Origin of the sequence: Sporosarcina sp. P20a (genome assembly GCF_002743175.1) — a bacterium.
In the GTDB taxonomy this organism is placed as follows: Bacteria; Bacillota; Bacilli; order Bacillales_A; family Planococcaceae; genus Sporosarcina.
The window spans coordinates 1-23,392 of record NZ_PDYT01000030.1; the positions used below are offsets into that span (position 1 = coordinate 1).

General features: G+C 41.3%; 21 protein-coding genes, 1 other RNA gene and 1 pseudogene. 5 read left to right on the plus strand and 18 right to left on the minus strand.

The genetic code is table 11. The features are described from left to right. A partial coding sequence (locus CSV72_RS15425; protein ID WP_158232244.1) for a transposase domain-containing protein occupies nt 1–261 on the plus strand: 261 nt, incomplete at its 5' end. Between the two features lie 335 nt (nt 262–596). On the opposite strand, the gene CSV72_RS15430 is transcribed toward CSV72_RS15425, so the two are convergent. Together CSV72_RS15430 and CSV72_RS15435 are read right to left on the minus strand one after the other, a co-directional pair. Then, the gene (locus CSV72_RS15430; protein ID WP_158232245.1) at nt 597–2,021 is read right to left on the minus strand and encodes an S-layer homology domain-containing protein; all 1,425 of its coding nucleotides are present in this window, start codon (nt 2,019–2,021) and stop codon (nt 597–599) included. Between the two features lies 1 nt (nt 2,022). Continuing rightward, complete coding sequence (locus CSV72_RS15435) at nt 2,023–3,948, minus strand: DUF2075 domain-containing protein (protein WP_029054052.1); 1,926 nt, start codon at nt 3,946–3,948, stop codon at nt 2,023–2,025. Nucleotides 3,949–4,162: 214 nt separating this feature from the next. Between CSV72_RS15435 and CSV72_RS15440 the strand changes: the two genes are divergently transcribed. The 4 genes from CSV72_RS15440 to CSV72_RS15455 all read left to right on the plus strand — a co-directional run bounded on the left by CSV72_RS15440 (nt 4,163) and on the right by CSV72_RS15455 (nt 9,159). Next, nucleotides 4,163–5,014, plus strand: coding sequence for a DegV family protein (locus tag CSV72_RS15440; protein ID WP_029054053.1), 852 nt, complete (start codon nt 4,163–4,165; stop codon nt 5,012–5,014). Nucleotides 5,015–5,455: 441 nt separating this feature from the next. Next, a complete protein-coding gene (locus CSV72_RS15445) occupies nt 5,456–6,931 on the plus strand; it encodes a spore germination protein (RefSeq protein ID WP_029054054.1) in 1,476 nt (491 codons plus the stop codon). Nucleotides 6,932–6,935: 4 nt separating this feature from the next. Then, nucleotides 6,936–8,078: a GerAB/ArcD/ProY family transporter gene (locus tag CSV72_RS15450; protein WP_233191331.1), complete on the plus strand. Its 1,143-nt coding sequence runs from the start codon at nt 6,936–6,938 to the stop codon at nt 8,076–8,078. Continuing rightward, nucleotides 8,053–9,159, plus strand: a complete 1,107-nt coding sequence (locus CSV72_RS15455; protein WP_099679101.1) for a Ger(x)C family spore germination protein — start codon at nt 8,053–8,055, stop codon at nt 9,157–9,159. Before CSV72_RS15450 ends, CSV72_RS15455 begins: the two co-directional genes overlap by 26 nt. Nucleotides 9,160–9,172: 13 nt before the next feature. On the opposite strand, the pseudogene CSV72_RS17305 reads toward CSV72_RS15455, so the two are convergent. From CSV72_RS17305 to CSV72_RS15530, 16 genes and pseudogenes are all read right to left on the minus strand, one after another. Next, a pseudogene (locus CSV72_RS17305) lies at nt 9,173–9,394 on the minus strand (IS5/IS1182 family transposase); the annotation flags it as partial. After that, on the minus strand, nt 9,393–9,824 hold the full coding sequence (locus CSV72_RS15465) for a Fic family protein (protein ID WP_099679102.1): 432 nt from the start codon (nt 9,822–9,824) through the stop codon (nt 9,393–9,395). The pseudogene CSV72_RS17305 and the gene CSV72_RS15465, both read right to left, overlap by 2 nt. Before the next feature lie 144 nt (nt 9,825–9,968). Continuing rightward, the gene (locus tag CSV72_RS15470) at nt 9,969–10,319 is read right to left on the minus strand and encodes a type II toxin-antitoxin system RelE/ParE family toxin (protein ID WP_099627434.1); all 351 of its coding nucleotides are present in this window, start codon (nt 10,317–10,319) and stop codon (nt 9,969–9,971) included. Continuing rightward, nucleotides 10,319–10,468 carry a hypothetical protein gene (locus tag CSV72_RS16810; protein WP_156890526.1) on the minus strand — a complete coding sequence of 50 codons (150 nt, stop codon included), beginning with the start codon at nt 10,466–10,468 and terminating at the stop codon, nt 10,319–10,321. Before CSV72_RS16810 ends, CSV72_RS15470 begins: the two co-directional genes overlap by 1 nt. Nucleotides 10,469–10,644: 176 nt before the next feature. Continuing rightward, nucleotides 10,645–11,004: a transfer-messenger RNA gene (gene ssrA, locus CSV72_RS15475) on the minus strand. Between the two features lie 90 nt (nt 11,005–11,094). After that, nucleotides 11,095–11,562, minus strand: coding sequence for an SsrA-binding protein SmpB (gene smpB, locus CSV72_RS15480; protein WP_099635172.1), 468 nt, complete (start codon nt 11,560–11,562; stop codon nt 11,095–11,097). Between the two features lie 42 nt (nt 11,563–11,604). Then, on the minus strand, nt 11,605–13,941 hold the full coding sequence (gene rnr / locus CSV72_RS15485) for a ribonuclease R (RefSeq protein WP_233191333.1): 2,337 nt from the start codon (nt 13,939–13,941) through the stop codon (nt 11,605–11,607). Nucleotides 13,942–14,024: 83 nt separating this feature from the next. After that, nucleotides 14,025–14,771 (minus strand): alpha/beta hydrolase, encoded by a 747-nt coding sequence (locus CSV72_RS15490; protein ID WP_099679104.1) that lies wholly within the window; start codon nt 14,769–14,771, stop codon nt 14,025–14,027. Nucleotides 14,772–14,832: 61 nt separating this feature from the next. Beyond that, the gene (gene secG / locus CSV72_RS15495; protein ID WP_085131565.1) at nt 14,833–15,060 is read right to left on the minus strand and encodes a preprotein translocase subunit SecG; all 228 of its coding nucleotides are present in this window, start codon (nt 15,058–15,060) and stop codon (nt 14,833–14,835) included. A gap of 111 nt (nt 15,061–15,171) precedes the next feature. Continuing rightward, nucleotides 15,172–16,467, minus strand: coding sequence for a phosphopyruvate hydratase (gene eno / locus CSV72_RS15500; RefSeq protein WP_099679105.1), 1,296 nt, complete (start codon nt 16,465–16,467; stop codon nt 15,172–15,174). A gap of 12 nt (nt 16,468–16,479) precedes the next feature. Continuing rightward, entirely contained in the window at nt 16,480–18,006 is a 1,527-nt protein-coding gene (gpmI, locus tag CSV72_RS15505) for a 2,3-bisphosphoglycerate-independent phosphoglycerate mutase (protein ID WP_099679106.1), read from the minus strand. Continuing rightward, on the minus strand, nt 17,996–18,760 hold the full coding sequence (gene tpiA, locus CSV72_RS15510; RefSeq protein WP_099679107.1) for a triose-phosphate isomerase: 765 nt from the start codon (nt 18,758–18,760) through the stop codon (nt 17,996–17,998). Before tpiA ends, gpmI begins: the two co-directional genes overlap by 11 nt. 12 nt (nt 18,761–18,772) lie before the next feature. Next, a complete protein-coding gene (locus CSV72_RS15515; protein ID WP_099679108.1) occupies nt 18,773–19,960 on the minus strand; it encodes a phosphoglycerate kinase in 1,188 nt (395 codons plus the stop codon). 133 nt (nt 19,961–20,093) lie between these two features. Beyond that, nucleotides 20,094–21,101, minus strand: a complete 1,008-nt coding sequence (gap, locus tag CSV72_RS15520; RefSeq protein ID WP_099679109.1) for a type I glyceraldehyde-3-phosphate dehydrogenase — start codon at nt 21,099–21,101, stop codon at nt 20,094–20,096. A gap of 62 nt (nt 21,102–21,163) precedes the next feature. Then, nucleotides 21,164–22,189 (minus strand): sugar-binding transcriptional regulator, encoded by a 1,026-nt coding sequence (locus tag CSV72_RS15525; RefSeq protein WP_099635180.1) that lies wholly within the window; start codon nt 22,187–22,189, stop codon nt 21,164–21,166. A 126-nt stretch (nt 22,190–22,315) separates the two neighbouring features. Continuing rightward, nucleotides 22,316–22,549 (minus strand): glutaredoxin family protein, encoded by a 234-nt coding sequence (locus CSV72_RS15530; RefSeq protein WP_099662443.1) that lies wholly within the window; start codon nt 22,547–22,549, stop codon nt 22,316–22,318. Nucleotides 22,550–23,392: the final 843 nt, after the last annotated feature.

Genomic DNA, 23,392 nt, shown 5'->3' on the forward strand with positions numbered 1-23,392 from the left:
GAGATCGACAATAACCGAGCAGAGCGATCAATAAAGCCTTTCGTAATCGGTAGAAAAAACTGGCTTTTCGCAGTTTCCACTATAGGTGCTACTTCAAGTGCAATCGCCTATAGTCTCGTAGAGACCGCAAAAGAGAATGGCGTGAATCCCTTCTTCTACTTGCAGTTCCTTTTCGAAGAACTTCCTCAACGCAATCTTGAAAAAATCACGGAGTTTGAAGACTTAATGCCCTGGTCGAAGACCTTACCAAAGAATTGTTAAATCCAGTCAAAGAAATAGAAAACGCCCTGATGAATCTTTATGATCGATTCTTTGGGGCATTTTCTTTTATATTAAACAACGTGTTCACTGTTTGACGCTTACCTCGATAGCCCCTGTATCTTCTATCTAATGCCGAAACCATGCTTGAGTATCGTAATGTTGTGGTAATCCACATCACGCCTGTTTGTTTTCGGCCACTCCCAGCAATATCCCGCCATCAGACGTGATTTATTGTTTCTCCCATTACGAAAGGTACAGATCCTCACACACTCTAGTTCAATTCATAATTGTTTTTAAATTTTGTTTAGACCTAACAACTAGTCACAAAATGTCAATCACTTAGTAACACGCACAAAAAACTCATGTGCACCTTCCCAAGAACCATTAGGCAAAATATGCACTTTAAGTGTTCCTTCTTTTATAAACTTTCCTGTATCGTAATTAACAACATCCGTATCCATTGTATACATGACCCTTACTCTATAATCTTCTAGATAAGAATTTTTTTGAATGAAGTGAAGCTTTTGACCAACTTTTGCATATATAGTGTTAAATGCCTCTACATTGCTGTGGATAATATCGTACTGGTCTTGATCATACGTAATTACAATATCATTTTTCTCTGGTTGAACAATACTAACGTCTGTCTTAAGTAACTTACCATCAGCCCATGTATAAGCTACTTTCGATTTGTCTCCTTCAAATAAATTAAGCTCTCTATTTATTACTTTGTAGTTTCCTTGATAGAACGCTGAAGGTATTTCCTCGACGTGGAAACCTGATTTAGATGTATAACCTAGAACTCTGGCTGTCAACATTGCTGAACTGCCTTCTAAAGAATAAATTAGCACTTGATTTTCTTTTTGATTTTTCCCTATTGATATTACTTCCAGGTATACATCATCATAGTCTCCTATTTTATATTCAGTTGACACTGTCCAAGTTTTTTTCATTTTGTCATATGTTAAAACTTTAAATTGAAAACGTAACGCGCGTTCATAGGCAGATTTATGTCTATATTGTGCAACGTATTGGTCTGTAGATGAATTATTGTCGAAATTAGCTTGTTGAAGATCTGTTAACTTATAATCTTTTGAAGCAAACTTAGTAGCTCTTTCATATACGCTTCGTGATATATTTGGATAAATGAAGGCTGGACTATCATTTAGTCTCTTGAAAAAGGCAGATATATGTTCTCTTTTCAAAAGGTCGCCGCCACCAAAATCCTTGTATCTATTCGAACTAACACCTTTTCCAGTTGTAATACCTGCTTCATACATCCAGTCAACAGCTTGTTTTTCAGAAACTTTATTTCCAGTCGCCAAAGTTGCAAAAACCTTCGCCACATCGATACGTGTATACGGACGATTTCTAACCTTTTCATCTTTAATACCTTTGATAGGTAAGTTATAAGACCCGATATATTCATACACTTCTTCTCGTTCAAATCCAGGGTATATATTATTTGTAAGTATAGGATTTAAATAACGTGTCAATATTATAGTGAACTGTGCCTCCGTCAGATTATTTTTGGGTTTGAATGTACCATTGTCATAGCCTTTTAACAGATCGTTATGAGTAGCCCATTCAATTGATGTGTAGAACTGATTGGAAGGTTTAACATCTCTAAAACTATCATTTGCTTCAACTGGTGCAGCTATAATAAAGACTAACAAAAAACTAAATATGCTAATTATTTTTTTCATAAGTATATCTCCTCGTATATATTTTTGAAGTGCGGTTATTTTTTTTGCTATCATACTAATAATCTTCTCGATCATCTACCAAATAAAGCAACTGCTCCTGATCCCTACGATTCGCTGTCACTCTCTTCAATCGGTCCTTCAAATAAGACTGCAACTCAGGATCAGTGCAATAAATAAAACATCCCTTTTGCCCCCGTGTCATCAACGTACGGTACGTATTTCTGATAATCGGGTCAGCCACCTCATAAGCATTTTCAGGATCTTCTTTAGCTAGCTTCTTAATACCTCTCAGTGATTGATCCGACTTTGCGCGCTTAGTAAAATCCGTGACCAGTTTCCCGTCCTCCACGCGGAGATCGTCCCCTATAATCACACCGACATAGTCAAACTCCAGTCCTTGAGCTGTATGGATACACCCGGCTTCACGAACAGACGAGTTCTCTATAGCCCACGTATTTTCTATGTTCCAACTAATACCGAAATCATGCTCCGGAATCGTAATGTCAAAATGATCTACATCACGCCGATTGGATTTCGGCCACTCCCAGCAGTACCCCGCCATCAGACGTGATTTATTGTTTCTTTCATTCAGCTTTTCAATTTCCTCAAGCATTTCATTCGGATCATCGAAAATCCTGAAATCGTAGTCCATCCCCATATCATTGATGTTTGCAGTATGTCTAATTTGCAATACATCATCCAGCCATGCAATATAGCCGTCTGATCCGCCACAACGGAATTGTGACACTAGCTCACGTGAGATAATTTCAGCACCTAGTTCTTTTGCATATTTCTCGATCGTTTCTATACTGCCAATATCGTGTATGGTAACTTTCTGATGTTCATCAATAAAGAAAATTGTAAATTGAGAGCCTTTAATTAGTTCTTTAACTTGATTCTCTCCTAAATTACGAAATAAGCCTGACTTCTCATTTAATCGATGAGCTTCATCGACGATTAAAATATCAAATTCATTTGACTCTACTTCTGTAAAGCTGCCAGATCCTTTGAAGAGATTATCAATATGGGACTTTTTAAAATCCTTTTTCAGCTTTGTAGAATAAATATGCCGCGGCGCAGCATTCTTCGTTACATACATCGCCACCAGTTCTTCAGCTATCAACTTCACCATTAAATTAATAGCCAGCACAGATTTACCTGTACCGGGTCCCCCTTCCACTATCATCACTTGTTTAGTTCCTGTCCGGATACTATTGAGCGCTAAGTGGAATGCCTCTTCATAAAACACTTTCTGCTCATCGATCATGATGAACTCTTCATTTCCTTTTAACATATTGTTCAATGCATCCTGAAGAGATTTTGACGGTCGGATTCTACCATTTTCAATCTGATAAATTAAATGATTGCGGTCACCTTCGCGTATGTACTTTTTAATGAATGTCCGCAACTTGGAAATTTCACCTTTAACAAAAACAGGTGCTTTTTCTAGATGTTCTGCATAGTGATCATCTGTTAACGGATCATTATCTGTTTTTCGATAGTTATGTAGGTAAGCACACGGTTCCAAACGAATTTCTTGTTGCTGTACGTTTTCATTGAAATCCTCAATGAGAGCCGCATACGACCATGCCTGATAGGAGGGATGGACGACTTCTCTAACGCCTCCACCGACATATGTGCGAACCAACGCATCACGGGATGGTACTTTCTCTACTTCTTCCCACTGCTTTAATTCTACAATGACTACATGATCTTGCGTCCCGTCATTACCCGCAATAAGAAAGTCCACCCGCTTGGATGTATTAGGAATGTTGAATTCAATAGCGACTGCTGCATCGCGCGGTATATCGTCATCCTGCATCACATTGGACATTTTCTGCAAAGAATTTTCCCACGAACGAATCTCCGCTTTACTCGTTCTCCCTATCTTCTTTTGATAGGAGCTATATAGACGATCAATCAACAGTTCATTTACGACATCACCAACAAATTGTTCTTTAGTCGATTCATATATAATCAATACATCACCCACATACTTGATATTTACGTTCTATCCACATCCTACCATTATAATAGAATAGCGACAACACTTGACAAAATAATCAGTATACTAGGAGGAACTACACTCCTATATATTTCATAAATCCAAACATATATCATCTCTCTATCCTGTATAGTTAAACTAAACTCAATATCCACACACCCAATAAAATACGAACTGGAGGCGACACATAGTGAAAAAAATCATCCTAACAACCGAAAGCGGTGCTGATCTACCAGAATTTCTTTCGAAGAAACACAACATCCATGTAGTACCCATGCACGTCATCATGGATGGTCAGGACTATTTAGACGGTCATCTACCCGTACAAGAAATATTTGATTTTTATGACCGCACTAAAAAGATACCTTCTACCGCCGCCACTAACACCCATGAGTATCAAGAGTTTTTCAAAAAGATTCGAACAGAATTTCCTCATAGTACAATCGTTCATGTAGGGTATACATCAAAGGCGTCTGTTTCCTATCAAAATGCGTTAACAGCAGCGGAAGATGTAGAGGATATTTATTTAATCGATGCATTAAACGTCACAGGCGGATTAACTGCGGTGATTATGTATGCGGTTGCTCTGCTGGAGGAAGAACCTGAAATGGATCCTGTCCACTTGCTAGAAAAGATCGAAGCAAAGGTTCCAAAAGCGAGACTTGCCTTTCTTCCGGGTAGCTTAGATTTTTTACGGGCTGGCGGACGAGTCAGTAATATGGCGTATCTAGGCGGGGCTTTGTTAAAAATCAAACCGTGTATTGAATTAGTGGAAGGGAAGCTTGTTTCGACTAAAAAATATCGTGGGAACATGAGCAAAGTGGCTGAAAGTTTACTGCTAGACTATTTACAGCAATATGACATTGATCGACAACAAATATATTTCATATACTCTATCGGCCTTAGTGAGACTATTAAAGAACGGATCAATGACATTGCAGGAAAAAAAGGATTCGAGAATAGTCTTTGGATTGAAGCGGGTGCGATGATTTCGTCACATTCTGGTCCTGGAGGATTTGGGATTGCGGGGATAGAGGTTTAATATCAAAAAGGTACCTGTGTTATACAGGTACCTTTAATTATGTTGAGCTCTATCTAATAAAACACAAATACCGTCCTCAACAACAAACGAGCTCCATTGCCATCAGTGAAGGTATTTTCCAACCCGCTATGGAGAATTGCAGCTTCGTACACAACTATAGATCGGTTACTTGTTTTTCATAAAAGAACTCTCATCTAAACCCTTACTGAATATAATCCCAAACATCTTCGACAGATTCATAACAGAAAATATTAGACAATAACAGCCCCAATTCAATCGAGTCCGCTCGCATTATCGCTTCTTTAATGTCTACTTGTGCCTCTGCATCTTATTAATTTAGTTTCGTATATTTCAAGCTTAAAAAGCCAACAATGGAATTAATATCGAATTTTACCGTTCTTCCAAAAAATTCTTTTTAACATATAGAAGTGAGGAATGTACATGTTTTGGAAAAAACAATCAGATGAAAATAAGCCTGTTTCTCAATCAAACGCAGAATCAGAAATATCAATAGAGACTCTAAAAAAAGCCCTCGTTCAAATGGATGATGCGGAATTTGTGGAAATTAACATTTCTGAAAATCAACATGTTGATCTTATCTACGTAAGAACTCTGATTGACCAAGAAAGATTAAATGAAAGCATTCTAAAACCTTTATCTAACTGTTCCAAACAATTCATTCAGGAATGCAATGTTCACTCAACAATAAGCCCCATTTCCACTTTTAATGAGGCAAAAAAGCAGCTGTTTAAAGGTTCTGTTTTGTTATTTGACTCTTCGTCAAATCTTTGGTTCGCTATCCCTTTAGAAAATCCACTTGGACGTGCAATTGAACCATCCGATACTGAAACCATCCTTTTAGGAGCAAAAGACAGCTTCAGTGAACAGCTAGAACAAAATATTACGCTCATTCGTAGACGTCTTCTAACACATGATCTGAAAACAGAGAAGTTCACCGTTGGTTCTTTAAGTGAGACAAATGTGGTTTTATTGTACATAGAAGGGCTGACCAATCCAGAATTTGTTTCAACCGCCAAAAAGAAGATTTCGGAAATTAATTATGATCTCTTATCTGATTCTTCTCAAGTAGCGGAATTCATGGAGGAACATCAAGATAGTATTTTTCCTCAGTTTCAGCAAACTGACCGACCTGATGTTGTTGCTTATTCTCTGGGATCAGGAAAAATTACGATTCTGGTAGACAATACACCTTTTGCTCTCGTTGCCCCAATTACTTTTTTTCATTTGTTCCAATCACCAGAGGATTATATTAATCGATGGGTAGTTGCCAGTTTTTTGCGCATCATCCGATATGTAAGTTTTATTCTGTCTATCACATTGATCCCATTCTACGTGGCATTAACAACTCATCACTATCAAATGATTCCTTTACAAACACTTTTCGTCTTGGTGGAGTCAAGGAGCAAGCTTCCGTTCACTCCTTTTTGGGAAGCATTTATCATGTTGATTTTTATTGAAATTATAAAAGAAGCAAGTTTAAGGATGCCAACAAAGACTGGTCAAACGCTTGGGGTTATTGGGGGCATTGTAATTGGTCAAGCAGCAGTTGAGGCTGGTATGGCAAGTCAGGTGTTAATTGTCTTGGTAGGGATTTCAACTATTGGATCTTTTCTTGTTCCTAATTACCTTGTGACAAAGGCGAATTCATTGATTCAATTCATTCTTCTTATATTTTCTTCGTTTCTTGGGATAGTAGGGATTGTTTTGGCAATGATTATCATTTTAGCCCACCTTAATGGCTTGTCTTCACTCAAGCAGCCATATTTATCTCCTGTTGCCCCTTTCTACGGAAAAGATTGGCTTGACCTATTCATTCGAGGGCCTTTAGTCAAAATGAAAGAGCGTCCAGAACATCTTAAACCTCTGAAGATGAAGAGATATCAAACTAGGAGATGAACTGATGGAAGCCCTTCAATTATTTAATAAGAATGAAACCTATAATGGGTTCTATGTCATGTTGATGGTAAATCGCCTCCAAATGCTTTACTTTTTTTTGATTATGCCAAGGTTTTTGATCCATTCATATATGATTTGGGTGATTATAGCGGTCGGCATATTGTCTCAACTAAACATTCTTCTTTTATCCAAATGGTTTTTAACCCGGATTTCTAGCGAAGGGTACAACGGATTTGTCCAATTATTCGGAAAAAAACTTGTACGACTCCTCTCATTCATCGGGTTGTTCTTTATCCTGCTTAAACTTTTCGTGATCATGTTAGGATTCTCGGAAATGGTTCAAATATTTATGTTTCCAGCTACAGATTCAAATTGGCTGATCTTTTTTATTATGTTGTCTTGTTTGTATGTAGCATGGAAGGGCGTTGAAAAAACTATACGTTTTGTCGTGATTTCATTTTTGTGTACATTTTGGATGTTCTTATTCTTTGCTTTTTTCTTCTTTCCTCCAATAGCTCAACTCAGTGATTTGTATCCAATTATTCCAATGGAATTAAGTGTGAATTCCTGGAAAGGAATATTTTTAATTTTATCTTCATTTTCAGGGCCTGAATTTCTGGTATTTTTGGGACCGTGGTTTAAAACAAATAATAAGACATTTCGCTATTTGTCTTATGGCAATGCTCTAACCGTTATAGAGTATGTATTCTTATATATGGCGTCCTTATTCTATTTCGGTTCCAATTATTTAAGCAAAAGTCAATTTCCAGTTGTCACTATGGCCCGTTATTTTCAAAATCCAGTAATTGAACGTATTGATATGGTCATGCTTTCTTTAGAATTATTTAACATCGTCTTTGCGGTTTCAATTTTTCTACTGTTGTTTTATGGAGCATCTAAAATAGCTAGTGGGAAAATGGAGAGACCACCCAGTCAAGTAGGCTTTTTATTCAGTGTATTCATTATTTTAATTGGAATGATTCTTGTGAATGAATGGATTTGGAAGTCAGATGAAAAGCAGGTTATTTTACTTAATCTTCAAATTTTAGCAGGAAGCTTAAGTTACTTAGTGGTTCCAATTACTATGATCGTAGTGATGAAGATAAAGGGGGTTAATAAACATGAGACTACGAAAGAAGATGGCTAAAAAATTGTCAATCATATTTATGGCGTTATGGTTAACTGGATGTGCCCCTTTTACTGAAAATAACATTATTGAAGAGCTTACTCCAGTGACATTTTTATCACTTAGTAAAGGGGATGAAGGTAAAATAAAAATCAGTACGATTTTGCCTTCTCTAAGCAAAGAAAAAAAGAGTGTAGTGACGCAAGAAGTAAGCTTAATAAAGGAGGTACTAAGGAGTTTTAATTTAAACTTCTACCAGGAAATGAAATTTGGGCAAATGCGAATGCTGATAATTAATGAAGACCTCGGAAGAAACGAGGGGATTATGTCCATTATTAATGTGTTATTGACTGATCCGGATATTTCTTTGAGAATCTATTTAGTTATCGTAAAAGGAAATTTTGAAGAATACTTGGAAAATCAATTGGACAAACAAGAAAATCTTGATTACTCTTTTTACCAAATGCTGAAGCACTATGAGGAAAAAAATCAGGGAGAATTAAGTGTCGTTAATCTACATGAATTTAAAAATTTGTTATATACTCCTTATTCAGATCCTTTCTTACCTGTATTCAAAATAGAAAATGACGCTATCAGCTATGAAGGTACAGCCCTGTTTCAAAATGATAAACTAGTTGAAATACTAACAACTTTTGATGATCGTATCTTCCAACTGTTACACAACGATCACTACTTAGCAGTTTTACCGATTCCAAAATTACAAGTTGTTCTCGGTCATGTTAGGTCTAAAACGAAAGTGGATATCAATAAAAGCTTGTCTACAATGACCTATACAGTGAATATAGACTCAAGTATTGAAGAATACCGGGGAGAAAAGCAATTATTTGACCCACAGGATTTAGAAGATTTTAAAAAAGATATCCAATCCAATCTTGAAAAACAAACACAAGAACTAGTAAAAAAGATGCAAGAATTGAATGTGGATCCATTACAGCTAGGCATTCATACATTAAAACCATTCTCAAAACCAATGGATGAAAAAAAATGGATTGAACTTTACAAGAAGATGGACATTAAAATAAAATACAATATTAATATTAATCCTTTGACGGATGCAAATTCAAAAAGGCAAAACCTTTAATTCTTCCTATTGCAATCTCTTTCTCATTAATCGGACGTGCGTCTTCTTCAGCCTGCTTTTCCTTTAACCATTGTTCACGTTCGGCCTTAGGCTTCCGTCCGTGCTTTTTCGGTACCTGCTTCTTTTTCTTTTTGGCGGCTTGGACTCGATCTCTTGCCTCAAAATGTGTGGCATCGAAGGCGACATATTTATCGCTGATACGCCCTTCGTCGATGGCAAGTAGAATTAGTTCATCATGGATCTGTGGAACTACTTACAGCATCAGGTGGAGTATAAGAGGCACCTGATATGATTACATTCTGCTCTCTATACTTCCCTGCATTTGCTCTGTCTATTGAATGCAAGACGATGCCATGCAATTCTTTAATCACTATTTCTGAGAGGGGCTGATCTTGCTGCACCATTTCTTCGGCAACTAAAATTGCTTCTTTATGATTAATAGCTTCTAGGTGCTCTCTCATGGATTTTCCGGCAATAACTATGCCATCATCTAGCACTGCTTTTGTTTCATAAATCGATAATCTATTTCCTTCAATCGCATTGGAATGATATGTATTTTTAATTAAAAAGTCTTCTTTCAGGCTACGAATAAGCCCTTTTGAAATTGGTCGTCGTTGATCGACATTCTTTTTTAACAGTGAAAATCGATCCGTTTTTTCTATCACAGCTTACATCCCCTTTATTAAAATAAGGGATATTGTGCAAGAGCTCACTCTTGTACAATATCCCTTCATCGAAAAAGTATAGAAAACCGATTCATCACTGGATATATTTTCAGATGTATTCAACGTCTTCGTATAGCTGCTTCACTACAATTCATTTTCTAAAATTCGATCTATTATTCGTATGATTTCGTTTACAGATATATCTTCTTGTTCGTTTTTAGAGTAAATGGTTAACGGATATATTTCTAAGTCGGCTGTGACTAAATACCATATTACACGAAATCCGCCACTCTTTCCTTTGTTTGCATTTGGATTACTCAATCTGGTTTTATATACGACATTTCCTTTGGTTCTGGGAATTCGGTCCCCATATAATTTACCTTCTTCAAAATCCGCAAAAAGGGAATCGACTAAATCAACCACTACTGGATATTTTCTAGCGATTTTTAAAAGCTCTTTTTCGAACGCTTTAACGCCAAGCACTTTATACTCCATTATTTTTCTTCTAAGCTCTTCCTCACTCGGTTCATCATATCCTTATATGAATGTTTGGGTAGCTTTCCCTTTCTCATTTGGTCTACTTCTTTTATAGATTCTGTCAGTATTTTTTTACTATCTGCCTGATTGTCTTTTAAAATGGCCATTTCATTTTCCTCCTTCTCATCCACACATACCACATCCTTTCAGATTATGTATATGTGTAAGTATGTAATGAGCATGATGATTTAAACATCGTTTTACTTTATTTTAAAAATAAGGGATATCACACAAGAGGTTCTCTTGTACAATATCCCTTACATCTTATTACACCTTAATCTCATAATGGAGACGGTGGGAGTCGAACCCACGTCCAAAGGCTCTGCTACTTCAGCGTCTACGCGTGTAGATTGATCATTTGGTTTCGCGCAAGCATTATGCCATCAATCAGGGCTTCCTGTGCGCTATTCCGGGAATCTCTTATGACAGCCTCAGAATGCAGATGTCATCGTAGCTCACTATAAGTGAACCTTACGCCTCCACATGAGCGATGGAAACGGAAGGTAGATTCAACAGCTTATGCTGCGAATGCTAGGTTGTTGTTTGTTTTGCCAGTTATTATTAACTGTCGTTTCTGACGGAGACGATCCCTCCGACGCGCGGCTCAAGCCCAGACCACCCCTGTCGAATCCGTAACGTCCCCGAAGGAAAGTCCGGAACCCAGGCCCGTTTCACTTAAAACGGCGGGTCGTACTTGATACTTCATCTAGTATATAATAAATCGGTTCGATTATCAATCTTGTTGATTGGATTTGAATACTCGTTGCATATCGCGCTTATGCTCTTTTTCTTTCAAGTCTTGGCGCTTATCATAGAGTTTCTTCCCTTTACCTACACCGATCAATACTTTAGCGAAGCCATTTTTAATATACATTTTCAACGGGATGATGGAATACCCTTGTTCTTTCATCGTGCCTGCGAGTGAAGCTATTTGTTTTTTGTGCAACAGTAATTTCCGTACGCGGACGGGATCATGGTTATGAATATTCCCTTGTTCATACGGGCTGATGTGCATATTCGACAACCATGCTTCGTTATTACGGATTAGAATAAATGCGTCGCGCAACTGAACTTTCCCTTTGCGGATCGATTTGATTTCCGTTCCTTTTAGCACGATTCCTGCTTCAATCGTTTCTTCAATTGCGTAATCAAAGTTCGCCTTTTTATTGACGGCGAGTACTTTTCCAGATCCTTTGGCCATGCAACTTCCTCCTTGCTAGAAGACCGGAGACGTGCTCCAGTCTTATTTTTTCTTCGGTCGTTTCTTAGATTTCTTTGGCATACCTTCGTAAAACTTCTTCTTTGGCTTTTCGTATTTTTTATTGCGCTTGTCGCTAGAACTTTTCGCTCCGCCACCTGCACTTGGTTTACTACTAGACGCTTGGCTTCTTCCTCTGCCTGCACCTTGGCCTCGGCTCTTGCCTCTACTAGCTTGGATGACTGTTGGTGACTCTTTACGAGAACCTCTGAAGTTTTCTTTCATACCGACGATTTCGAAGTCTACTGCTTGTTCTTCTGGTTTAACAGATGTCACACGCACTTTTACTTCGTCCCCGATACGGTATTGTTTCGCTGTCCGTTCGCCGATCATCATCATTTGGCGATCGTCGAAACGATAATAGTCGTCGTTCATGTTTTTGACATGTACAAGTCCTTCTACCGTGTTCTCCAGTTCGACAAAGATTCCGAAGTTCGTCACAGAAGAAATAACGCCTTCAAACTCTTCTCCGATTTTATCTAACATGAACTGTGCTTTCTTCAGTGCGTTCGTATCACGCTCTGCGTCTACTGCACGGCGTTCACGTTCAGACGTGTGTCGAGCAATCTCAGGCAGTGTAGCGGACCAATGGGCAACCGTTTGTGCCGACATGTCTTTATTGAATAAATACGTACGGATCAGACGGTGAACGATTAAGTCTGGGTATCTTCTGATCGGTGCAGTGAAGTGCGTGTAGTATTCTGTAGACAAACCGAAGTGACCGATACTGTCTTCAAAGTACTTCGCTTGTTGCATCGAACGTAATAACATCGTCGAGATCAGTGATTGTTCTGGCATTCCTTCGATCGATTTCACGATTTCTTGCAATGCACCTGAATCGATTTCTTTCCCTGTTCCTTTGACGACGATTCCGAATGTCGTAAGGAACTCGAAGAAGCGTTGTAATTTCTCTTCTTTAGGATCTTCGTGGATTCGGTATAAGAACGGTACTTTCATGCGGTCGAAGTGCTCGGCAACGGTTTCGTTGGCAGCTAGCATGAATTCCTCGATCAAACGTTCAGATACTGTTCGCTCGACAATGATAACGTCTGTTGGCCAGCCTTCTTCATCGACTATAATTTTGGATTCTTTGAAGTCGAAGTCGATCGCACCACGGTCTTGACGCTTCTTACGGAAAATGCTTGCCAGTTTCGCCATGTCGTTTAACATCGGGACGATTTCTTCGTATTTCTTTGAAAGTTCTTCGTCTTGATGATCGATGATTTGATACACTTCATCGTATGTCATACGGTAACTGGAGTTGATAACACTCGGATAAATATCATGATCAATGACTTTACCATTCGCATCGACTTTCATTTCGCATGTCAAAGTTAAGCGATCTTCTCCTGGATTGATGGAACAGATACCGTTAGACAAGCGATGCGGTAACATCGGAATGACTCGGTCTGTCAAATAGACACTCGTACCACGGTCTGCAGCTTCTACGTCCATTGGAGAGTTCTCTGTGACATAATAGCTGACGTCCGAAATATGCACAAATAGACGATAGGATCCGTTGTCTTCTTTGAAGACTGAAATCGCATCATCCAAGTCTTTTGCATCGGCACCGTCAATGGTCATCGTCAATTCTTTGCGTAAATCTCTACGGCCTTCGAAGTCTTCTGGCTGAACTGTCGTCGGTACACTGTTTGCGTGTTCCATGACGTCTTCAGGGAATTCTATCGCAATGCCATGCTTGTGAATAATCGATAGGATGTCTACACCTGGGTCATTTTTATGCCCGAGGATCTGTGTGATCATGCCAGTTGCATTGTTTTCATCGGTTGGCCAGTTCGTAATTTCCGCGATAACTTTCTGACCGTCTACCGCTTCTAGTGAATGACCTTTTTCGATATATAAATCCATCGGCAATTTCTTATCGTCTGGTAGAACGAAACCATAGCCTTCATGGGCTTGATACGTTCCGACGACTTGTGTCGTTTTACGCTCGACCACTTTCGTGATGACGCCTTCGCGACGATCTCCGAATGAGCTGCCGGATACGCGTACAAAGACGATGTCGCCGTTCATAGCGCCGTTTACTTCATGAGGTGGAATAAAGACGTCATCGCCCTCTACTTCCTCTGGTACGACAAAGCCGAAGCCTTTTGCGTGACCGATGAATTTACCGCGAAGTAGATTCATTTGTTCTGGCAAGCCGTAGCGGTTATTGCGTGAACGAACGATTTTCCCGCTCTGTTCTAATTGTACGAGCATTTTTACTAAGTCTTTAAATTCGTCCGCCTGTTCTAAGTTGAGTGCTTCTTGTATTTCGTGGACAGTGGACGGCATATAGGATTTGTCTTTTAATAAAGACATAACCCGTTCTTGTAACTCTTTTATATTTGGTTCCAAACAATCATCTCCTCCTTTTGTTCCTTTAGTTATATCTTCCCCTGTTTTCACTCTTGCCAATCAAGGGATTCTAAAAAATGTAGTACGTTTTCGTGAAGTTGTGCTTTTTCTGGACCGAGTGTAATGACGTGGCCGGATTCTTCGTACCATTGTAGTTCTTTGTCCGTGGATTCTGCTTCGTCATAGATGATTTGCGCGGAATTTGGATCGATTACGTCGTCATGACGTGATTGAACTACGAGTAATGGTGTGTAGATGCACTCGACTTGGTTGCGTACGCCTTGTACCATCGATTGCAAACCGTCTAGACCTGGCATCGACTTCGTTTTTAAGTCGTCCATTTCTTCTTTGATTTGCTCGTCTGACAGGCCTGCGAACTTTTTATAGTCTCGTGCGTATTTCAGCACGCCTGACCACATCAAGTCAGTCGTTTTCATCGTCATCGGTGCACACATCGTGATGATGCCTTTGAGCGGAAATTGCGCTGCGAGTTTCAATGAGAATACGCCACCAAGCGATAATCCCGCCACAGCAATCTCTTCATATCCTGCCTCTTTTAGCTCATTATATGCATCCAATACATCTTGCCACCACTGGTCAGGATTCGTCAGGATTAATTCTTCAGGCGGTACACCATGGCCGCGGTAATGTGGTGCTAATGAAGTATAATTATGTTTTTCTAGGAAGCGGCCGAGCATCCGCACATCCGCGGATGTTCCTGTGAAACCATGCAACAGTAATACCGCACGTTTTCCATGTTGAAAGAAGAATGGTTTCGGTTGGGCAATTCGCATGTCTTTCGTTCCCTTCTACGAAAAGCGCCTGACCGTTCAAACATGGTCAGGCGCTTGCATTTTATATTTTCATAATCGCAATGGTTAGGACAAAAAATAAGACGGATAAGATGATTGTCGCTCTTTGTAGAACGAGATCTAATCCACGTGCTTTTTGTTTTCCGAAAAGTTGCTCTGCGCCTCCGGAGATGGCCCCTGACAGTCCCGCACTTTTACCGGATTGCAATAAAACGACTACTATTAATGCTATAGCTACGACTATCAGCGATGCTGTGAAAACTGCATGCATGTTTTTCCACCTCCAAAAATAGCAAGTTACAACATTTCTATTCTACCAAAGCAAGTCTCTCGGCACAACCTTTTGTTACAAATTATGCCGATTGACCAGTAGTAGTGGCTATTATTTATTCAAATTATAGAATGTGTCTTTGCCTAGGTACTGTGCTGTTTCAAACAATTGGTCTTCGATACGAAGCAATTGATTGTATTTCGCGACACGATCCGAACGAGAAGGTGCACCCGTTTTGATTTGGCCAGCGTTTGTAGCGACTGCGATGTCTGCTATCGTGACGTCTTCTGATTCACCTGAACGGTGAGAGATGACTGCAGTATAGCCTGCGCGTTTCGCCATTTCAATCGCATCGAATGTTTCAGTCAATGTACCAATTTGGTTCACTTTGATGAGGATCGAGTTACTGATGCCTTCTTTGATTCCGCGTGATAATTTTTCCGTGTTTGTCACGAATAGATCGTCACCGACTAATTGAACTGTATTGCCAAGACGTTCTGTCAATAGCTTGTGGCCAGCCCAGTCATTCTCGTCCAAACCGTCTTCGATCGATACGATTGGGTACTTTTCGCAAAGCTCTTCATACCAAGCAACCATTTCTTCAGATGTTTTACGAATATCTTCACCTGCAAGGTAGTAGTTGTTTTGGTCTTTATCGTAGAACTCAGAAGAAGCTACGTCCATTGCAAGCAAAATATCTTCGCCTGCTTTGTACCCTGCTTTTTCGATTGCTTCGATAATCGTTGATAGTGCTTCTTCGTTAGAAGCTAAGTTCGGAGCAAATCCGCCTTCGTCTCCAACTGCTGTGTTCAAGCCTTTACTGTGAAGTACAGATTTTAGGCTGTGGAAAATTTCCGTACCCATGCAAAGTGCATGTCGGAAAGATTCTGCGCCAACTGGCATGATCATGAATTCCTGGATGTCGACGTTGTTATCTGCGTGCTCTCCACCGTTTAGGATATTCATCATCGGTACCGGCAATTGCTTCGCGTTGAATCCGCCAAGGTACTGGTACAATGGAACGTCTAGGTAATCTGCTGCTGCGTGTGCAACTGCCATAGATACTCCTAGAATTGCGTTCGCACCGAGCTTGCCTTTATTGTCTGTACCGTCTAATTCGATCAATGCTCTGTCGATGACGACTTGATCCAATACCGAATAATTTTCTTCTAGTTCAGAAGAGATCACTTCATTGACATGATCGACTGCTTTCAATACGCCTTTACCGTTATAACGATTTTCGTCGCCGTCACGTAATTCTACCGCTTCATACTCCCCAGTAGATGCACCAGATGGTACGATGGCACGTCCAAAGGCACCGCTTTCTGTGAATACTTCTACTTCTACAGTTGGATTGCCTCGTGAATCCAATACTTCTCTAGCTTGAATGTGGGTAATGATTGGCATGAAAATCTCTCCTTAGAATAATGATTTTCCGGTCATTTCAACCGGTTGTGGAATTCCTAACATTTTCAACATCGTCGGTGCCAAGTCTGCAAGAATACCGTCTGTGCGCAACACTACATCTGGATTCGTCACAATGACAGGTACAGGATTTGTCGTGTGGGCTGTCATAGGTTGTCCACCGATAGTAGTGACTTCATCCGCATTGCCGTGATCCGCCGTGATGATAGCCGATCCGCCTTTTGCAGATAAGGCATCAATGATTCGGCCTAAACAAGTATCGACCGTTTCAATCGCTTTAATCGTCGGCTCTAGCATTCCGCTATGACCAACCATATCCGGATTCGCGAAGTTCAGGATGATGGCATCTTGTCGTTCCGCTTCGATTTCCGCCACTAACGCATCTGTTACTTCGTATGCGCTCATTTCCGGTTGCAAATCATACGTCGCGACTTTCGGCGAATTGATCAGAATGCGGGTTTCCCCTTCAAACGTCTCTTCGCGTCCGCCACTCATAAAGAACGTCACATGCGGATACTTTTCCGTTTCCGCAATACGCAACTGACGCTTGCCTTGGTCTTCTAGCACTTCACCGATTGTTTTGGTTAGATTGACATTATGAAATACAATGTCTGCTACTACATCATCATTATAATGCGTAAAGCCGACAAAATGTAAGTCCGTAAATTTTTTCACGCCGCGATCGAAGCCATCAAAGTCAGGTTGCGTTAAAGCGCGTGACAATTGAATCGCACGGTCTGGGCGGAAATTGAAGAATATAACCGCATCTCCGTTATGAATCGTCGCTACTGGTTTGCCGTCTTGTTGAACGACAAACGGCTCGATAAACTCATCATGTATTTCTTCGGCATATGAAGCGCGGATTCCTTCTTCTGCTGAATCACAATGAGGTCCGATACCATAGACCATCGCGTCATACGTTTTCTGTACGCGTTCCCAGCGCTTGTCGCGGTCCATCGCAAAATATCTGCCGGACACTGTCGCAATTTGGCCAACACCGACTTCTTCCATTACATCTTCTGTACGTTTGATATAAGGAAGTGCTGTCGTCGGTCCTACGTCACGTCCGTCGAGGAATGCATGCAAGTAGACACGCTCCACGCCATGTTCTTTCGCCATTTTCAATAAAGCGAATAAATGTTCATAATGACTATGAACGCCGCCGTCAGACAGTAGACCCATCACGTGAAGTGCAGAGTCTTTCGTTTTGACGTGCTCCATCGTTTCAAGCAATGTCGCGTTATCAAAGAACTCGCCTTCACGAATCGACTTGTTGATGCGCGTCAAGCTTTGATAAACGATACGCCCAGCCCCGATGTTCAAGTGACCTACTTCAGAGTTCCCCATTTGTCCTTCTGGTAACCCTACCGCTTCTCCACATGCCGTCAATGTTGCGTGAGGGTAGTTCTCCCACAGCAAATCAAAGTTTGGAATGTTAGATTGCGCTACAGCATTGCCGTACGATTCATCTCGTAAGCCAAAACCGTCCAAGATAATTAACGCGACCGGTTTATTCGCCATGAGTTCCAGCCTCCACTAATTTTACGAATGCTGCCGGATCAAGACTTGCTCCTCCGACCAACGCACCGTCAATATTGTCCTTGCTAAGTAATTCAGCGATGTTTTCTGGTTTTACACTGCCGCCGTATTGAATACGCACTGCATCTGCTACATCTTTTGCATAAAGTGTTTCAACCTTATGACGGATCGCTGCACATACTTCATTGGCATCGTCAGCTGTTGCGGTTTTGCCTGTGCCGATTGCCCAGATAGGTTCGTACGCAATGACAGCTTGTTTCGCTTGTTCCGCTGTTACGCCGTGAAACGCTTTTTCTACTTGTGCGGAAACAATTGAAACCGTTTCAAGTGCTTCGCGTTGTTCTAACGATTCCCCTACACAAACGATCGGTACGAGGTGATGGTTGAACGCTGCGAGTACTTTTTTATTTACCGTATCGTCTGTTTCATTGAAATACTGACGACGTTCAGAGTGTCCAAGAATGACATACTGTACGCCTAAGTCTTCAAGCATAGCTGGGCTGATTTCGCCTGTGAATGCCCCTTCGTCTGTATCATGCATCGTTTGAGCGCCTACTTTAATCGCAGTCGTTTCAAAACGTTGTTGTAAATCGTTCAGATACAATGCCGGAGGGCAAATGACTGCTTCGACTTGATCTGATGCCGTGAGTTGTTCTTTAATGTGTTCCGCAAAATCTGCAGCTTCACCAGATAATTTAAACATTTTCCAGTTGCCCGCAATTATTCGTTTTCGCAAAAGAATTCCTCCTTATTCTCGATCTTGTAGTACAGCGACTCCTGGCAATTCTTTGCCTTCCATGAACTCGAGTGAAGCGCCGCCACCTGTAGATACGTGATCCATTTGTTCTGCTACTTCAAACTTTTCCACAGCCGCTGCAGAGTCTCCTCCACCAATTACCGTGTAAGCTGCTGTTTCTGCCATCGCGTCCGCCACTGTTTTCGTACCATTTGCGAATGGTTCCATTTCGAACACACCCATCGGCCCGTTCCAGATGACAAACTTCGAGTTTTTAATCACTTGCTCATAACGCGCTGCTGTTTCCGGTCCGATATCGAGACCCATCCAACCTTCTGTAATCGCATCGACTGAAACCGTTTTCGTTTCTGCATCCGCTGCAAACTTATTCGCTACGACTGCATCTGTCGGCAAGTATAGAGTCACTGCCCGTTGCTTCGCCTTTTCAATGAAAGACTTCGCCAACTCTACTTTATCTTCTTCTACTAGTGAATCTCCAGTTTCATGACCTTGTGCGCGTGTGAATGTATATGACAATCCGCCACCAATTAACAAGTTGTCGACATTATCCAACAAATTATCAATAACACCGATTTTGTCTTTTACTTTCGCACCGCCAATGATCGCTGTGAAAGGACGATCAGGATGAGACAAGGCTTTTCCGAGAACATCTAATTCTTTCTCAAGTAAGAAGCCAAGAACGCCTGGTATGTACTCTGCAATGCCAGCAGTGGAAGCATGTGCGCGGTGCGCTGTTCCAAATGCATCATTCACAAAGACGTCAGCAAGCTCTGCATATTGCTTGGACAGTTCTGTATCATTCTTTTCTTCGCCTGGATTAAAGCGAACGTTTTCCAGTAAGATCACGTCGCCCTCTTTCATTTCGGCAATCGCTTTTTCTACTTCTTCACCTATTGATGAATCGAGTTTCTTCACTGTTTTCCCAAGAAGCTCAGACAATTTATCGCCAGCAGGTGTCAAACGCATTTCTTCTTGTACTTCACCTTTAGGACGTCCGAGGTGGCTAGCTAAAATCACTTTTGCCCCTGCGTTTGTCATATATTCAATTGTTGGTAGTGCCGCTCTAATGCGTGTATCATCCGTTACCGTTCCATCTTCCATCGGTACGTTGAAATCCACGCGACAAAATACGCGCTGGCCGTTCAATTTAATATCTCTGATCGTCTTTTTCATGTTCATACAATAAGTCCTCCTCGGCTTAAATACAAAAAGAGGAACGGGGTTCTCCGTTCCTCTCACCCATATTTATTCATTATAATCGGTTACTTGTGGAATGGCTACGATTTATAACAGAATTCATGGTTTTCTCGGCTTATAGGCCTTGTTTGCTCATATATCGTGCAAGATCGATACAACGAGCAGAGTAACCTGACTCATTATCGTACCAAGAAATAACTTTTACCATATTGTCTTCCATAACCATAGTAGACAATCCATCTACTGTGGAAGAAGCAGTGTTTCCATTGTAATCAACAGATACTAATGGCAAGTCACTGAAGAATAGAAGTCCTTTTAATTCGCCTTCAGAAGCTTTCTTCAATGCTGCGTTGACTTCTTCTACCGTTACGTCTTTTTCTAATTCCGTTACAAAGTCAACAAGTGAAACGTTTGGAGTTGGCACACGTACAGCCATCCCATCTAATTTCCCTTTCAGTTCAGGAATTACTTTCGTTACAGCAGACGCTGCACCTGTTGTCGTTGGAATCATCGACACGCCAGCCGCACGCGCACGTCGGTAGTCGGAGTGTGGTAGATCAAGAATTTTCTGGTCGTTCGTATACGAGTGAATCGTCGTCATCATACCGCGCTTAACGCCGAATGAATCATTCAATACTTTCACGACAGGTGCTAAACAGTTTGTCGTACAAGACGCGTTCGATACGATGTGGTCGTTCGCTGCATCGTACGTTCCTTCATTGACACCCATCACAAGTGTTGTCATGTCACCTTGTGGTGGAGCTGATAAGATGACTTTCTTCGCTCCTGCGTCGATGTGCTTTTGCAATGCTTCTTTTGAACGGAAGACACCTGTACAATCGATCACGATATCTACGCCAAGATCTTTCCAAGGTAAGTTCGCAGGATCTTTTTCTGCAAACACGCTGATCTTTTTGTCATTTACAATGATTGAAGATTCATCTGATTGCACATCTGTATCAAAAATGCCGTGCACTGAATCATATTTCAATAAATGAGCCAACATCGCTGCGTCTGTCAAATCATTAATTGCCACTACTTCTACATCTTTTGTTGCAAATGCTTCGCGAAGTACCAATCGTCCAATTCGTCCAAATCCATTAATCGCTATTTTTACTGTCATACTAAATCGCCTCCGTTAAAGTGGTTGTTATGTTTTTGCCTTCTAGGCATTGTGTTCGCGTTTTACATGAGCGACAGCATATTTTCCGCTGCCCCTTCGTCTGTTACTAAAATCGTCTGAGACGGTGCACTGGCTAAATACGACAGCAGTGCTTCCGCTTTACTTGCTCCGCCGGCTACTGTGAGCACGAGCGGAACGTCTTGCAATTGCTCCATCTGAATTCCAACTGTACGAATCCGATGGACAATTTCACCTTGCTGATTGAAATAAAAGCCGAACGCTTCTCCCTTCGCTTGCCGATCCTGTAGAATCTGCTGTTCCTCTTCAGGAGAGTTTCGCAATACAGCCATTTTCGTCGCATTCCCGACACCGTGGATTACGCAATCGGTGCGACTATATAACTCCAGCATCTCTTTCGCAGCAGGCTCATGCTGGAATACCGCATGTGCTTCTTCACTCAAAGTATCTGGATAATAAAACGCTTTGTATGTCGCTTGACACGTTTCTGCAAACGAAGCAGCAATCATATTCGCCTGTAACCCAATTTCTTCTCCTACGCCACCTCTTGCTGCAATGAATTGCACATCCGGCAATTCGTCTTGCTGCATAAACGATGGAATCGCGGCTACAGAACTGCCGCCAGTTACTGCGACAATTTCATTGCCTTTAATGCGCGAGCGAAATTGTTTCGCCGCTTGCATACCGAGCAACTTTTTCGTTAAAGGTGAATCATCGGAATCCCCTTCTACTACATGTACTTTTAGAATGCCGAGACGCTCCGCCAACTCATTCGCAAGTTGTCGTCTGCCCGATCTTTCCTCCATCGTATCATGCAATGCAAAGAGCACTTCTATACCTTTTTCTGTAGTCGATACGCCATCTTTCGCAATATGCACCAATTCCTGCTCTTTCAATAAATCAAGCATCGTGCGCGTTTCCCGCTCGGAATAACCAGACACAGAACTAAGTGTTCGTCTGCCAACAGGTCCCGACGCTTTGATTAGCTTCAACATATGGTAGCGTTGCTCGATCAACAGCGGAAGTTCAGGTATAAGTGCGAGTTGCGCTTCATAAAATGACAAGTTCACTCACATCACTCTTTTCAAGTGGGTTATATTTGATCCCTGTTGTTTATTCTTGTCCCACCTAGTGTAAAAAAATACTATACGTGAAGTATAGCATGTTTGAAAACGAAACACAACAAGAAAGCGTTTTCATTGTTCAATTAATTCCAAAACATCGACATAGCCGATATTTCCATATGCCAACACCTGTCCCTCGTGCTCGATGACCGGGATCATCAGCATATATTTCTCGTGGATTTCGTCATCTTCTTCTATATTGATCGTCTGCCACTCGAGTGGGTAATCTTCTGCGACCAAGTGAAGCATTCGTTCCGCTTCTTCGCATAGCTCACAATTAGGTTTTGTGTAGAATTGAATTTTCATATGTGGATCACCTCGTTTGTACTAATGATGGCATGGATTGGGTTATTTTTCTAGGGATTTGCATTTTTTGGAGCGGGTGGGTGTTGAGGTTGAGGTTGGGATGGGGTATGAGCGGTTGTGGGGTTTGATAGAGCGGGTAACGTGGATTTATGAGCGATTGTGGATTGTGATTGAGCGGATGGCATTGCGGATAGAGCGTTGGCGGGATGTGATTGAGCGGATTTTGTGATTCATTGAGCGGCAAACAGCAAATGCCAAAGATAGATGGCGCGGTGGATAGAATGTGGGAGGACTAGCTGTCGTGCCGCGGGCTTAGAGCGGATACGCAGCTACATAGAGCGAATAACATGAAACTATGAGCGGCTGTGAATTCGGATAGAGCGGATAACGCTATGGATAGAGCGCTGGCGGGATGGGATTGAGCGGATTTTGTAATTCATTGAGCGGCAAAAAGCAAATGCCAAAGATAGATGGCGCGGTGGATCGGATACGGGTGGACGAGCTGTCCTGCCGCGGGCTTAGAGCGGATACGCAGCTACATAGAGCGAATAACATGAAACTATGAGCGGCTGCGGATCGCGATAGAGCGGATATCGCTACGTATAGAGCACTCGCGAAACTTCATAGAGCAGATAGCGTGAATCATTGAGCGCTTAGCCTATCTCCTTAAGCGTCCCGTGGCCACATAGAGCACTCAACCAACCAATCCAAATCGAGTAGAGTGAACGAATCAAAAGATTGACTCGTTCCACCCTCTCACACCACCGTACGTACGGATCCGTATACGGCGGTTCAATAATTTGAGTGTATAAGTTGGTACTTCGCGGCTATATTCATATATCC

Bases quoted from the DNA above. Each gene is read 5' to 3' on its own strand.
- gpmI (WP_099679106.1), bottom strand. From the start codon at position 18,006: ATGGCGAATAAACCGGTCGCGTTAATTATCTTGGACGGTTTTGGCTTA.
- CSV72_RS15450 (WP_233191331.1), top strand. From the start codon at position 6,936: ATGGAAGCCCTTCAATTATTTAATAAGAATGAAACCTATAATGGGTTC.
- CSV72_RS15445 (WP_029054054.1), top strand. From the start codon at position 5,456: ATGTTTTGGAAAAAACAATCAGATGAAAATAAGCCTGTTTCTCAATCA.
- CSV72_RS16810 (WP_156890526.1), bottom strand. From the start codon at position 10,468: ATGGCCATTTTAAAAGACAATCAGGCAGATAGTAAAAAAATACTGACA.
- secG (WP_085131565.1), bottom strand. From the start codon at position 15,060: ATGCATGCAGTTTTCACAGCATCGCTGATAGTCGTAGCTATAGCATTA.
- CSV72_RS15530 (WP_099662443.1), bottom strand. From the start codon at position 22,549: ATGAAAATTCAATTCTACACAAAACCTAATTGTGAGCTATGCGAAGAA.
- CSV72_RS15490 (WP_099679104.1), bottom strand. From the start codon at position 14,771: ATGCGAATTGCCCAACCGAAACCATTCTTCTTTCAACATGGAAAACGT.
- rnr (WP_233191333.1), bottom strand. From the start codon at position 13,941: ATGTCTTTATTAAAAGACAAATCCTATATGCCGTCCACTGTCCACGAA.
- CSV72_RS15515 (WP_099679108.1), bottom strand. From the start codon at position 19,960: ATGAACATGAAAAAGACGATCAGAGATATTAAATTGAACGGCCAGCGC.
- CSV72_RS15430 (WP_158232245.1), bottom strand. From the start codon at position 2,021: ATGATAGCAAAAAAAATAACCGCACTTCAAAAATATATACGAGGAGAT.
- eno (WP_099679105.1), bottom strand. From the start codon at position 16,467: ATGCCAATCATTACCCACATTCAAGCTAGAGAAGTATTGGATTCACGA.
- CSV72_RS15455 (WP_099679101.1), top strand. From the start codon at position 8,053: ATGAGACTACGAAAGAAGATGGCTAAAAAATTGTCAATCATATTTATG.
- gap (WP_099679109.1), bottom strand. From the start codon at position 21,101: ATGACAGTAAAAATAGCGATTAATGGATTTGGACGAATTGGACGATTG.
- smpB (WP_099635172.1), bottom strand. From the start codon at position 11,562: ATGGCCAAAGGATCTGGAAAAGTACTCGCCGTCAATAAAAAGGCGAAC.
- CSV72_RS15470 (WP_099627434.1), bottom strand. From the start codon at position 10,319: ATGGAGTATAAAGTGCTTGGCGTTAAAGCGTTCGAAAAAGAGCTTTTA.